Origin of the sequence: Streptacidiphilus sp. MAP12-20 (assembly GCF_041262525.1) — a bacterium.
Taxonomy (GTDB): Bacteria; Actinomycetota; Actinomycetes; order Streptomycetales; family Streptomycetaceae; genus Streptacidiphilus.
Genome location: NZ_JBGCCK010000035.1, coordinates 1 through 12,375 on the forward strand (window position 1 = coordinate 1; position 12,375 = coordinate 12,375).

Annotated in this window: 10 protein-coding genes; 2 read left to right on the top strand and 8 right to left on the bottom strand. The window is 69.8% G+C overall.

The window, feature by feature from the left end; translation table 11 throughout:
- Window positions 1–451 precede the first annotated feature (451 nt).
- From ABIA32_RS31470 to ABIA32_RS31505, 8 genes are all read right to left on the bottom strand, one after another.
- The gene (locus tag ABIA32_RS31470) at window positions 452–1,561 is read right to left on the bottom strand and encodes a hypothetical protein (protein WP_370102912.1); all 1,110 of its coding nucleotides are present in this window, start codon (window positions 1,559–1,561) and stop codon (window positions 452–454) included.
- A gap of 80 nt (window positions 1,562–1,641) precedes the next feature.
- The gene (gene fxlM / locus ABIA32_RS31475) at window positions 1,642–3,648 is read right to left on the bottom strand and encodes a methyltransferase, FxLD system (RefSeq protein ID WP_370102913.1); all 2,007 of its coding nucleotides are present in this window, start codon (window positions 3,646–3,648) and stop codon (window positions 1,642–1,644) included.
- 8 nt (window positions 3,649–3,656) lie between these two features.
- The gene (locus ABIA32_RS31480; RefSeq protein ID WP_370102915.1) at window positions 3,657–4,895 is read right to left on the bottom strand and encodes a lanthionine synthetase C family protein; all 1,239 of its coding nucleotides are present in this window, start codon (window positions 4,893–4,895) and stop codon (window positions 3,657–3,659) included.
- Window positions 4,892–7,969: a lantibiotic dehydratase gene (locus ABIA32_RS31485; RefSeq protein ID WP_370102917.1), complete on the bottom strand. Its 3,078-nt coding sequence runs from the start codon at window positions 7,967–7,969 to the stop codon at window positions 4,892–4,894. Before ABIA32_RS31485 ends, ABIA32_RS31480 begins: the two co-directional genes overlap by 4 nt.
- 85 nt (window positions 7,970–8,054) lie before the next feature.
- The gene (locus ABIA32_RS31490; RefSeq protein ID WP_370102919.1) at window positions 8,055–8,210 is read right to left on the bottom strand and encodes an FxLD family lanthipeptide; all 156 of its coding nucleotides are present in this window, start codon (window positions 8,208–8,210) and stop codon (window positions 8,055–8,057) included.
- Window positions 8,211–8,702: 492 nt separating this feature from the next.
- The gene (locus ABIA32_RS31495; protein WP_370102921.1) at window positions 8,703–9,152 is read right to left on the bottom strand and encodes an ATP-binding protein; all 450 of its coding nucleotides are present in this window, start codon (window positions 9,150–9,152) and stop codon (window positions 8,703–8,705) included.
- The gene (locus ABIA32_RS31500) at window positions 9,149–9,787 is read right to left on the bottom strand and encodes an HAD family hydrolase (protein ID WP_370102922.1); all 639 of its coding nucleotides are present in this window, start codon (window positions 9,785–9,787) and stop codon (window positions 9,149–9,151) included. The genes ABIA32_RS31495 and ABIA32_RS31500 overlap by 4 nt, the downstream gene beginning before the upstream one ends.
- A gap of 47 nt (window positions 9,788–9,834) precedes the next feature.
- A complete protein-coding gene (locus tag ABIA32_RS31505) occupies window positions 9,835–10,617 on the bottom strand; it encodes a TauD/TfdA family dioxygenase (RefSeq protein ID WP_370102924.1) in 783 nt (260 codons plus the stop codon).
- A gap of 174 nt (window positions 10,618–10,791) precedes the next feature.
- Between ABIA32_RS31505 and ABIA32_RS31510 the strand changes: the two genes are divergently transcribed.
- Both ABIA32_RS31510 and ABIA32_RS31515 read left to right on the top strand, forming a co-directional pair.
- Entirely contained in the window at window positions 10,792–11,217 is a 426-nt protein-coding gene (locus ABIA32_RS31510; RefSeq protein ID WP_370102926.1) for an NUDIX domain-containing protein, read from the top strand.
- A 6-nt stretch (window positions 11,218–11,223) separates the two neighbouring features.
- Window positions 11,224–12,369, top strand: a complete 1,146-nt coding sequence (locus tag ABIA32_RS31515) for a helix-turn-helix domain-containing protein (protein WP_370102928.1) — start codon at window positions 11,224–11,226, stop codon at window positions 12,367–12,369.
- The last annotated feature ends 6 nt before the right edge of the window (window positions 12,370–12,375 follow it).

A 12,375-nucleotide genomic window follows, 5' to 3' on the forward strand; every position in this document is an offset into this window, starting at 1 on the left:
TGGGCGGCTACACCTACGCCGGAGACAACCCCTCCACCAGCAGCGATCCCTCGGGGCTGATGCAGTACTGCCTCGACATGTGCGCAGGCGAGGCTTCCACCAGCAGCAGCACGCCGGCGTCAACCGCTACATCCAGCGGAGGCCCCGGGCCGGGTCCCGGGCGGGACGAGAATCAACGCAGGGTCACGGCAATCGGCAACGTGTTCTTCGGAACAATCGACCACGCTCAGGGCCATCCCCTATTGAATCCCGCGGTAGTGTCCCAACTTCCGGCCGCTCCCGGTCGGTTACTCGGTGTCAGGCACCGCGCCCGTGTGACGGCATCTGAAGCCGTGTGCCTTATCTGCCAGAAGCCATCACTTGCCCTGTGAGCTGCTGCAGAGGGTTGACATCCCCAGATAACGGTCGATACTGCAGAGGTACTCGCAGACACCTTTGGCCGATGCGCCACTCAGAGAGATACAGGTCGGGCGAGAGTGACGGAGATGACCTCGCGGCTGTTCAGGGCGGCCCCGGTGAGCGCCGTGTGCAGTGCTGGAGCTATGTGGCCGGCGTCGAGTCCGCTAGCCGCAAGGTTGGCGGAGAGCTCGTCGATCTGCCGGGGAGTGAGCACCCCGTTCCGGTCGGGGTGCGCGAGGATCTCGCGGGCGGCGTAACCGTCGCGCAGCGGGGCGGTGGTGGCGAACAGGTCGGATGCGATTCGGACAGCAGCAGGCGGGTCTGCTTCTGCGATGGCGTCCACGATCGTCAGGCCCAACCTGGTGCGGGGCACCGTGAGGCCGTCCGCCAAGGGATAGTCGAGGAAGGCCTCGACCAACTCGGCGCGCTGACTGGGGTGGTGCCCTCCTTCCACGTTGAGGGCCACGAGTTCGAGTACCGCGGTGACCACCTGTTCCCAGTCCTCACCCGGCGCCGTGGTCTGCAGCAGTTCGTGGGCGGTTCGGACGTCGCCCCTGGTGATCGCCGCGATGACCGCCACTTGACGCCCGTCGAGCATGCGGCTGCAGACGCCGTGGTGTTCCTCGATGTGGGCGAGGGCGTCCTTCCACCGGCCGTTTTCGGTCAGCGTCCGTGTGCCATCGGCGAGGAGGACGCTCCACAGCCATTTCCGTATTTCTTGCCGTTCCTCGTCTCTGGTGGTGAGTTCGGCGGGCAAGGTGACGCCGTCGAGGGTCGCCGGGGTGTTGTCGGTGACGGCGGCGTACATGGCGAGGAGGTAGGTGCGGCCTTCGTCGGGACGTTGGTCTCGAATGCGCAGTCGGGCCAGGTTGACCATGGGTTCCAGCCCGTACATGGCTTCGCGCCCTGGGAGCGGGCAGGCGTCCAGGAAGGCCGTGGCGTGATCGATGCACAGCCTGCGGGCGAGGTCGGGAACCCCCACGTCGGAGGCCAGGAGCGCGGCCTGGTTCAAGACGACGGAGGCGCTGCGCAGGTCACCTGTGGCGGCTGCCTCCTCGGCGCGCGTGACCAGTCGGGCGACGCGGTCGGGCAGGGGCGGGCACGCGGGCCGGATGCGGGCGATCAGGGGGAAGCGTGCCAGTGCCGGGCTGAGCGGGTCCATGCGGGCCTCCTTGCCGTGCACGGGTGGGGTGCCCGGCCGCGTGTGCTGCGGCCGGGTATCTGTTGGGTAGTTACTTCGGGCTACTGCCAGATGACGTCGACGCGGTTGAGCGAGGTGGTGAAGCTGAACTGGCCTGGGACGGTGCGGCCAGCCGGGGCGTCGAGGGGCTTCAGTTCGAAGCGGGCCGTGGTGGATCGCCAGTCGCGGTCCCACGTGCGCAGGGACTCGGCGATGCGTTGGACCAGGTCGTCGGCGGCGGGGCCGTGGCCGGCGATGCCGAAGTCCCAGAGTTTGTCGCCTGCGGGGGTGACGTTGTGGGACAGGCGCCGGGTCAGGAAGGCCAGCGCGCCCTTGTCGAAGAAGGCGCCCGAGCTCGGGTAGGTGCCCTCGGGCAGGAGGGTGCCGACGGCGTCGGCGGGGAAGAGCATCCGGTTGGCGCCGCTGGGCAGGTCTAGGGTGAGCCAGAGTTCCATCCACTCCGGGGATTCCATCGCCTGGAAGGTGACGTCGGTCCAGGTGACGGTGCGGGGCTGTTCCAGGGCGTCGGCGAGGGCGTCGGCGTCGACCTGTTGCTCGGCGCTGGTCTGCAGTCGGACCGTGCCGTTCGCGTTCAGGGGGACGAGGCAGCGCACGTCGTCGGCGACGCCGCGCCGCAGTGGCATGAAGGTGTTCATTTCGCTGCCGACCGATAGCCAGCGTCCGTCGCACAGTTCCCAGGCGATGGAGCGCGAGACGCTGCCGCGCAGGCGCTGGGGAACGACCAGGCGCCCGCCCGGGGCGAGTTGGGCGAGCCACGCGGTGGGGATGCCGTGTGCGCCGACGGTGGCCACGATGCGGTCGTAGGGGCCGCCCTCCGCGTACCCGAGCGCGCCGTCGCGGAGTACAGCCTTGGCGTTGTGGATTTCGGCGGCGGCGAGGTGGGCGGTGGCTCCGTCGACGAGGTCGTCGTCGACGTCCAGGGTGACCACCGCTCCCGGCGCCGCCATGTGGGCGAGGAGGGCGGCGTTGTAGCCGGTTCCCGCACCGAGCTCCAGGACGCGGTGGCCGTGCTGGACGTCGAGCTGTTCGAGCATGAGGGCGACGATTGAGGGCTGCGAGGCGCAGCTGATGGAGGCTCCGGTGTCGTCGCTCTTGATGTTGACCGTCGCGTTGGCGTAGGCGTCCGACAGGGGAGCGTCGGGAACGAACAGGTGGCGCGGCACGGCACGCATGGCGGCCTTGACGCGGCTCGTGCGGACGTGGCCGTCGGCGGTGAGCTGATCCACCAGGGCGTTGCGGAGCTTGGCGGCCGGGGTGGTTGCGGCCGGGGTGGTTGTGGTTCCCATGACTGCCTCTCGTGCGAGTGCGGATAGCGCGGCCTGGCTCTCCAGGGAGAGGCCGGCGCGGTTGGTGTGGAAGATCGTGAGGTGGGCGAGCACGGCTCGAAGGCCGCGGGTCAGCCGCCCGCGCTGCGCGAGGTCGGCCAGCACCCGGCCGGTTTCCTCGAAGGCGTGCACCCAAGAGTCGTGACCGTCCAGTGCCTTGCCGGGTCGGGCCAGGGTTTGGGCGTCAGCGGTGATCAGGGTGTTCACGGACCCGAGAAGCCGTTGGTACTGGCCGCTGGGTATCGCGGTGGTCAGCGGGCGCAGGTCGCTCACCTTGGCCCACACGTCGCCTTGCTCGAAGCGGTCCCTTCCGGCGCCGCGCATGAGCGCGCTGCACAGCAGCAGCGCAGTCTCCCTTCGGCCCAGTCGTCCCCGCTGAGCGGGACCGTAGGTGAGCAGGTTCTGGCTGTCGGCGTGGAAGAGGGCGTGGACAGCGTCCCTGGCCTCCTTGCCGCCGAAGGCTTCGGTCTCGGGCTCGTAGATCGCGTTCGCCCACCAGGTGGCCCGGCCCTCGGCGACCGCCTGGTCGAGGAGCTCGGTGACCGCCGCGACCGGGGCCGGGGCCCGGTAGCGGATGGGCAGCGGTTGCTTGCGCATGAACCACCACCCGTCCAACAGGCCCTGCGCCTCTGCGGCGGCGAGGACCGGGCCGATTTCGCGGGTGAGCAGCTGGTCGGCGGTACGACGGTCGCGGAAGAACACGTTGTGCTGCTGCCAGGTCATCGCGGCCCTCACGCCGTCAGGAGGCTGGTGTCCCAGCCGGGATTCGTGGTCAATGCGGCGAGTGCGACTCCGGCGACGCCTTCGAGCAGCCCGAGGCCCGTGTCGGCTGTGATCGTCTTGACGACCTCTTTCGGCTCGCGGGAGGGCTGAAGGGCGCACGCGAGCAGGCCTGGGGCGGCGGCCTCCAGCCGGATGCGGTTGCCCCGGTGGGCGTCGGCTGCGGCGCGGCGGGCCAGGTGGGCAAGGCCGGCGAAGCCGTGGCATAGGGATCCGCCGCTGGTGACGGCGAGGCGTGCCGGGTCGCTGACCGCGCGGACGAGGGCTCTCTCGGCGGCGTGCTGCCGGGTGAAGTCGCCGGTGGCGATTGCGGCGAGCTGCTGGACCCGGGCGAGTCCGGCGGCTCCGTAGCACCAGGAAGGCCGCATAGGACCGTCCGGTTCCCACTGTCCGGCCCGAAGGTGCTTCATGGTGATCCAGTAGGGCCACACGACGCCGCCGGGTGTATCGGTCTGCCAGCGGTCCAGCCAGGCCAGGATGGTGGTGATGGCGGCGCGCTGGCCGGGCACGCAGACGTCGGCTCGGGCAGCGAGCCCCAGCAAGGCGAGGGGGCCGCCGATGCCGTGTGCGACGCCCGTGTTCGCGTGGCCGTGGGGGAAGCGGTCGTCGCTGGTGCCGGACGGTCCGGTCCAGGTCCACCAGCCAGGGATGGTCTGTCCGTTGACGGTGAGCGGTTCGGTCAGCCGTACCAGGTAGGACAGGACCGCCGGGAGAGCAGTGCTGGCCCGGTGGTGTCGCAGCAGGTAGGCGCCGTATCCGGCGAGCCCCCGGATGGCATCGAACTCGGCCAAGTCGGGGGTCCGTCCGGAGTCGATCCGCGCGTGGGCTGCATCTACACGGCGCAGGACATCGGAGTCGATGGTGGAGTTGAGCTGGTCCAGGGCCCGCGCGTAGGAGCCGGGGAGGTGGTCGGCTGCGTGGGCGAGTGCCGCGGCCAGGGCGGGTGTGCCGTGGAAGGGGTGGCTGCTCTCGCCTCCGGTGACGACTCCTGTGGTGGCGGCTGAGAGCCAGTCTTGGACGCGCTGCCACGGTGCGCGGTCGGCGGCAGCGAGCTCGGTGTGGAGCAGGACGATGCCGGGGATGCCGTGCGCCAGGGACTGGCACCACACCGGTTCGGCCACCTGGGCGGGCTTCTCGGGGAGGGCGAGCAGGTCGCCGGCGGTGTCCGCGAAGACGAGGGGGCTGTTCAAGATGGGACTCCGTTCGTTGCGGTCCACGCTTGTGCGGCGGCGCGGGCGAGGTGGCGGCATGCGGCCTCTTCGTCGAAGTCGACGCCGACATGGCGTACGAAGTGCGTGTGCAGGAGCGAGGCGAGGACGTCGTCCGGGTCTACTCCCTCGGCGTCCCGGCCTAGCAGGTGCCGTCGGTAGGAGGCCAGGGCGAGGTCCCGCGCACGCCATGCGTCCACGACCACGCCGCCACCGGGCACAGCCCGCAGCGCGGCCCAGTCCCGCGAGGGATCCGCCAGCCGCACCACGTGGGTGAACTCGGGACGGGGGACTGGAACCGGGGCCGCGGGCAGGTTGTCGATCAGCCATCTTGTTCCGGCCGCGGTGCCGCCCAGGAAGCTGGACGCGATGGCGATCGTGTGCGCGGCGACCAGCGCGCGCTCCTCTGGGCGGTGCCGTTCCCGAAGCTGCGCGAGCAGCGCGCGGGAGTCGGCCCGGAAGACCTCTTCCACCGCGGCGTAGGCCGCTCCGGAGCCCCAGCGGCCGTGCTCCGGATAGGAACTGAGGTAGCGCAGGTCGCTGAGCAGCCCGGCACGCCGTAACCCGTCCGCCCACGCGCTGACGGCTGCCGCGACCTCGCAGAGCCCGTGCTGCTCTTCCACGGCGATGCGCAGCCGCAGATGGTCGGCCGGGTCGCGGTAGCGGATGTACCACCAGCGCGGGTGGCCGAGGCGGTCCAGCAGGTCGGGTAGATAGTCGGCCAGGACGAGGCTTTGCCGCCGCTGGTCCCCGTACAGGCTGGCGAGCAGCACCTGGGAGGCGCCCGGGGTCTGAACCTGGTCCTCGTGGACGAGCCTTGCTGGCGCGGGGGCGGGCAGCCGCGGCCACGGGGGTGGGGCCTCGGCCTTCAGCGGGATCACGACCTGGTGGGCCCGGCCGTGGCACCAGCCGAAGTCCTGCAGCGCCTCGGTCAGCAGCGCGGTGCCAGTGCGGCCCAGCTGCGAGCGTAGGAGGTGCCTATGGCCGGGCTGGGTGAGGTCGAGGGTCAGGAGCTGGTCCCCGTATGTGAGGTGAACCCGGTCCGGCAGGAGGCGTCGCGCCTTCCAATCGGCGAATTCCGCCTCCCACCAGTCCAAGGGAGCTTTCGGGGCGGGGAGTTCGGACGCGTCGAGTCGCCAACGGGCGGGGGCGAGCACCGTGCGACCGTAACGCACCTGTGGGAGGAACGGCATCCGCCGGGCCGCGCCCCAGTCGAAGACGGTGACCTGCGCGCAGGCGGCACGGCTCAGTTCGATCAGCAGCCTGGCCAGGGGTGGCGTGTGGGTACGCAGAGTCAGAGCGTTCATCGCCACGACCTCGATGCGCTTGCCCCATTTGGGGACGGCGAGGTACAGGCGGCGGCCGTCACAGCCCACGGTCACGTCCGCGAGGGTGAGCACCTGGTCGTCTGCGCCGCGGTGTTCGTCCAGGGTGAGCAGGACCGGGAGCGTCTGGGGGCTGCGCGCGATGTGCGCGTTGCTGGGCACGAGCGGGGGAAAGGAGAGCTGGACGGCGATCGTGACCGCGTCGGATGTGGGAAGGTCCGCCAACTCCGACGCGAGATCCTGGCGATCAGGCTCGTCGAGAAGGGGAAGGAACCGTCCGATGGTCACGCCGGCGCCGCGTGACACGCTGACCACGGACAAGGAGAAGTCCCCTCGGTCCAGGTGTCCGATGCTGGCCGCGTGCACCTGGGCGGTCAGTTCGAGATGCGGTGGGAGCCGGTCGGGCTCGCGGCCCAGGCGAAGCTCGTCGATGAGCCGGTCATCGAGACGGATCTCCTCGTGGCCGTCCATCGCCGCGCGCTGGGCGAGTCCCATCAGGATGTCGTCGCGTTGACTCGTCCGTGGCCGGTGCGGATCGGCGAGGGCACCAAGGTAGCCCTCCGGGAATCCGATGCCGCTGTCAGCGACCACATCCAGGAGCGGGACCAGGGAGCCGATGCCGTAGCGCTCGTAGAAGCACTGGTGATAGGCCTTCATCTCGGGTGCCCCGTACGGGGCAGTGCTGAGTTGGGCCAGGGCCAGTGCGGCCCTTTCCACTTCCCGACCGACGACCGTCGGCAGCGCCACGTCTGCGTCGAGACGGACGTCCACCGCGAGCGGGTGGACGCGCGGTGCGGGCACCAGGTGGCGCATCCGCCGGGCGAGGAGGTTCCGGCGGACCGGATCGCTGTCGGTACTGCTGGAGTCCGCGATCTCGTTGTGCACTGCGCGCAGCTCCGCGACCAGATCGGCTGTGGACGCCACGGCGTCGGCGCCCAGCGCATCAAGCTGCGTGAGAAGGTGGCCCAGGGGATCGGTGACCGTGCTCGGCGCCTCCAAGGCGGTGATCAAGACGCGGTAGTCGATCAGCTGCCGCAACAGTCGCCGCGCTTCATCTCCAGCCTCCGGGAAATCCGCTCGCAGCTTGGCCAGTAACTCGCCCACGGGCACGGGGCGGCGGGAAGCATCGACCACGAGCCGAACCGGACCTGAGTTCCGCAACCGTGTCTCTGCCGCTCGCCCGGTACCGCCCTCGCTCAGCTGGTACGGGACCACGAGCTGTTCTCCGCACGTGCTGAGCGTGCTGTTGGCGACGACCGGCAGAAGCGGGAACAACTGCTCCGCGCGTTCGAGGCGCTGGGTGAGGGCGTTCAGCCAGGCCGCGGAGGCGCTGATCTGGACAATCTCGCCCCGCCACTCGGCGCGAGCGGGCGCTCCGAGGCGCGCCAGGCCTGCGCCCGCGAACCATCCGAACGGCGTCGGTCGGTTCTTGGCCCGCAGCAGATAGCGGGCTACCGACTCGGCCGCTCGCCGTACGTCCCGCGGCCGGGGCGCGGCGCTCGCGCAAATCTGCCTCAGCGCGGCGGTGAGGTCGCCGCTCGCGTGCTCCAGCGCTTCCTGCAGCGCAGGGTTGGCCAACAAGGCGCGCAGCCAGGCGACCTGCGCAGCCGTCCCCGACGGTGAGAGGTCGCCGAGGTCGGGCCACTCCTGGTCCAGTCCGGACAACGCGGTCACCGCTCGGACGAGTGCAACGGTTCCAGCACGGAATCCGCGTGCCTGTGCCGCCTTCATGGTCGCCTCCTCTGGCGGATGGGGTGGTGCCGTCACGACGGTCTGACCGTCGTGACGGCACCGTGCATGTTGTTGCGACCGATGGTCAGGCGACGGTGCTGTTGCAGGCGCCGCAGGTCGAGCCGCAGCCGTCGTCGGTCACGTTGACGAGGCCGGCCGGGTCGGCGATCTCCACCTGCGTCACGTCCAGGTCGAAGGCCTGCTCGGTGGCGGCCGCGGGCTCGTTCACGTTGGTGGCCATGGGGACCTCCTATCTCGGTTCCCTCCGCGTCGGCTTGGCGTCGGAGGGTGGTGCGCCCCGCACGCTGGGGTGCGGGGAGTCGTGGTGGTTACCAGCGCACGCTCATGACCAGGCAGAGCAGCGCCCACATGAGTGCGAAGAAGCCGATGCCAAGCCCGATCGGGTGGCAACCCGGCGGCTCCTCCTGGCGCTTCGTCTGATCGGTCACGGCTGAGGGGAGGATCTGAGCGACGGGGGATAGATCACGAGACCCCCTCCGTCTTTTGAGGCTGGTTCGTCGGCTTCCTCTTCGTTACGACGCACGCGTGCGATGAGTGCGAGGGCGGATTCGAGCGACAGGCCGGCGGCCACCAGGTCCGTGCGGTGCACGGTGGGGGAGCCGTTGGGGTTCCGGACGGACGTGGTCGGGATCACCCGTGGTGTCTCGCCCGGGACACGCTTGGGTAGGCGTGCAATGTTGCTCACGATCGGCTCCAGGGTGTTGGCAGGGGATCAGCTAGCGGCGAGGGCGAGCTGATGCGGCGGGTGGTCGGCTTGGTCAGCCTTGGGCGGGGGCACGGTGGCCCAGACGCCCTTGCCTTCGGGCGTCGGGTACGAGCCCCAGGCGCCCGCGAGCAGGGTGACGAGTTGCAGACCCCGGCCGTTCGTGTGGCCCCAGCCGTGGTGCCGGGTGGGCTGGACGGCGCCGATGCGGTAGTCGCCGTCGGTCACGTCGACCATGACGGTCTGGTCGACGAGGCTGATGGTGACGCCGATGTCGGTGCCTTTGCCATGGCGCAGGGCGTTCGCGGCAAGCTCGGCCATGACCAGGAGAGCGGCGTCGGCCTGGTCCTCGTCGACCTGCCAGGCGGCCAGAACCGCCTCCGCGCTGTGGCGGGTGTCGTGGACAGCCTTCTCGCTCGGGGGAAGGTCCCAGCGGACCTGCAACGGTTCCCGGTTCATGACTGGAGAGGGATGTCGAAGAGGCTTTCGAGGTCGTAGACGACCTGCCGCGCGTCCCGGGCGAGGACCGTGGTCATCCCGAGCGTGCGCGCGGGGTCGAGGTTCGTGTCGATGTCGTCGACAAACACGCAGGAGGCGGCCGGCAGGCCGAGGCGGTCCAACATGACCTCGTAGATCTCCGGGTCCGGCTTGCGCAGCCCCTCGCGCTCGGAGACCACGAGGGCGTCGTAGCGGGTCTCCAGCTCATAGCCGTCGTAGGGGTTGTACGGAGCGAGGCCGGTGGAGTTGGTGAGGATACCGACGCGCACGCCTCGGGCGCGGAGGAACTGGGCGGCATCGATGACCGGCTGGCTGGGCTTGAGCGCCGCCATGGTGCGGCCCATCAGGTTCTCCGGTTCGACGCCGAGGAGCTGGGCGATGGTGGCGTTCCAGTCCGCCTGCGAGACCTCTCCGCGCTCCAGGGCGTAGTGGAGGTCGCGGCCGGGTGCGGTGCCGTGGACCAGGCGCTCGTACAGGCCGGGGGTGAGTCCTTCGGACTCCTCGAACGCGGTGATGGAGTGGGCAATGGGGGTGGTGAGGACGCCGCCGAAGTCGAGGATCAGGCCGGAGCCCGTGCGCATCATAGATGTGGACATGACATATCCCTTTGCTGGGAGCGGTGGTGTTGCGGGTCGGTCGCGGATCAATTCAGGCGGCTGCAGGCCGCTTCGGCGCGTGCGGCCGGAAAGCCGTCCGGAAGGGCCATGAGGGAAATCGGGTCGCCGAGAGCGCGCAGAAGTTCGCGGTTCCCGGTGAAGGCGGTGCGGGCGTGCAGCCACCGGTGGTTGTCGAGGAGGTACGCCTGGCCGGGGCGCAGGGTGAGGCTCAACGTGTGGGCCTGGATCGCGGCCCGGAGGGCTGGCAGGTGCGGTTCGACTGCGGGGGCGAAACGTGCGAGCTCGTCCTGGCGAAGGCGCAGGGTCACGCGATCACCGTTGCGCCGGAAGATCGCCGAGAAGTGCCCCGCACCGGCACCGAAGAACGCCGCCCGTGCGGAGCCCAGCGCCTCCAATGCCTCAGGGTCTTCGCTGGCCAGCGTCTCGTAGACAGCCCGGCCGTCCGTCAGCATCGACGCTCCGCCCGCGGCGGCAGGCGTGATGCAGGCGATGAATAGCAGCCGCGGCGGCACGGGATTCTGGGCCTGGTCGGTGTGTGCGAAGACGGCGCCGTTGCCGAGGCCGGCCCGGCCGCGCCTGTCCGCGCCCAAGTTGCGGATCGCAGTCAGCCCGTCGCCCTCGCTGTCCGGGTGCGCGAACACACGCAGGAGCATCCGGCTCGCAGTCACGACCTCGGCGCGTGTCCGCAGCCCGTCGAAGGTCACCAGGCCGTCAGTGCGCAGCCGCAACCCCACCCGGGCGGTCAACAGGGAACCCTCGTGCTCATATTGCTCCGCGAAGGCGTCACGGAACGAGGCGACCGAGGCCATCGAACTCCTCCCACGAGGCTTGGTGTTGGTGTCGGAAGCCCAAGCGTGGCCAACCATCCGCGCTCTAGGCGAGTGACAATCTGTCAACCGCCGGGTACGGGCAGCACGCACCGTCGTCGCCTCGCCACGTGCTACGTTCCGGGAAGCGCTGCCCGTGATCGAGCGAAGGTCGTTATGAGCAACCAGACTTCGGCTTACGTCCCGCCCGTGCACCCGGTGTCCGTCAAAGGCGTCGTCGTCGACGGCCGCGACAAGGTGCTGCTGCTCAAGAACGAACGCGCGGAATGGGAACTGCCCGGCGGTCGACTGGAGATCGCCGAAGATCCTGAGGACTGCGTGGTCCGCGAAGTCGAGGAAGAGAGCGGCTGGAAGGTTAAGGCGGGCCCGGTCCTCGACGTCTGGATGTACTCGCCCATCCCCGGCAGGCACGTCCTGATCGTCACCTACGGCTGCACCGGCCCCGAGGAGGACATCCCGCCGGCCGTCAGTCACGAGCACAAGCAAATCGGACTGTTCAGCCGCGAAGAGATCCCCGGCCTGGTCATGCCACAGGGCTACAAGGACTCGATCGAGGCTTGGTTCAACAACCGAGTCGGGTGACCGACCGTGGCCGCAGCAGGCCCGGCGAGCATGTGGCGCTGGGCCACCCCAGCCGCACAGGACGTGCTGGCCACCCGGAACCTCGGCTCCATCCTTCGCCACTACCGTCTGCAGAACAGCCTCACGCAGACCGAGTTGGGCCAGCAGCTCGGATACGAGAAGACGTACATCTCGCTCCTGGAAACCGGCCGACGCACCATCGACGACGTCAACGCGCTGCGCCAGATCGCCGGCACCCTGCGACTCCCGCCCCACACCCTCGGCGTCACGGACGCGGGAGACACCGACGTCGCCGCGATGCTCCAGTTCGGACACTCCACGATCCATCTCGCGGACATCTCCCGGCAGAGCGGCCTCGCCTCTGCAGCCATCGACGAACTGTGGCCGCTCGTGGCCCGCCTGGAAGCGCGAGTCGAGGACGGCCACTCCGAACGTGAAGTGCTGGAACTCCTGGCCAAGGCCCGCACCAGCCTCGGCGTCGCCCTGGGCCACATCTTGCCCGAAGAGCGCATGGCCACAGCTGCCCGCTGGACCGGAAAAGCAGTCCACCTCACCAAGCACCTTGACGACCCCAGCACACACACCACGGCCCTGCGGATGCACGGCAATGAGCTGCGCAAAGCCGGGCTGCTGAACGCGGCCGTCGACCGCCTCCAGCACGCGGTGGAGATCGCCACCACCGCTGAACAACGCGCAGCAGCGATACCTCTCCTCGCGCGGGCGGCTGGAGAGTGCGGGTCCGGCGAGCTGTTCGACCAGGCCTTCCGCGACGCCCAGGCCCTGCTCGATAAGGGAGTCGCCCACACCTCCCTGTTCAACCCATACTCGCTCCACGAGATCCGCCTGCGCGGGCTCGTCGCGACCGGTCGGGTGCAGCAGGCCATCAAGCTGTTGGACGGCTCCCCAGCCCCGGGGGTGCGCGTCACGCCGCAGTGGGCGGTGATCAGCCACGTCACGGCTGGTCGCGTGCTGCTCCTGGCGGGCGACCGTACCTCCTCGGCCGAGCGCTTCTGTCGAGCGATCGAGGAGGCGTCGGGCCATCGTCTTCCCCATCAGCTCCAACGGGTGCTCCGGGATGCTGCCGGGCTCCCCGATGTTCGCGACAAGGCTGCTGGGGCTCTCGCGTTGCTGCGCGAGCAGATGGCGGTGTAGGAGGGC

Bases quoted from the DNA above. Each gene is read 5' to 3' on its own strand.
- ABIA32_RS31470 (WP_370102912.1), bottom strand. From the start codon at position 1,561: ATGGACCCGCTCAGCCCGGCACTGGCACGCTTCCCCCTGATCGCCCGC.
- fxlM (WP_370102913.1), bottom strand. From the start codon at position 3,648: ATGACCTGGCAGCAGCACAACGTGTTCTTCCGCGACCGTCGTACCGCC.
- ABIA32_RS31485 (WP_370102917.1), bottom strand. From the start codon at position 7,969: ATGAAGGCGGCACAGGCACGCGGATTCCGTGCTGGAACCGTTGCACTC.
- ABIA32_RS31490 (WP_370102919.1), bottom strand. From the start codon at position 8,210: ATGGCCACCAACGTGAACGAGCCCGCGGCCGCCACCGAGCAGGCCTTC.
- ABIA32_RS31495 (WP_370102921.1), bottom strand. From the start codon at position 9,152: ATGAACCGGGAACCGTTGCAGGTCCGCTGGGACCTTCCCCCGAGCGAG.
- ABIA32_RS31500 (WP_370102922.1), bottom strand. From the start codon at position 9,787: ATGTCCACATCTATGATGCGCACGGGCTCCGGCCTGATCCTCGACTTC.
- ABIA32_RS31505 (WP_370102924.1), bottom strand. From the start codon at position 10,617: ATGGCCTCGGTCGCCTCGTTCCGTGACGCCTTCGCGGAGCAATATGAG.
- ABIA32_RS31510 (WP_370102926.1), top strand. From the start codon at position 10,792: ATGAGCAACCAGACTTCGGCTTACGTCCCGCCCGTGCACCCGGTGTCC.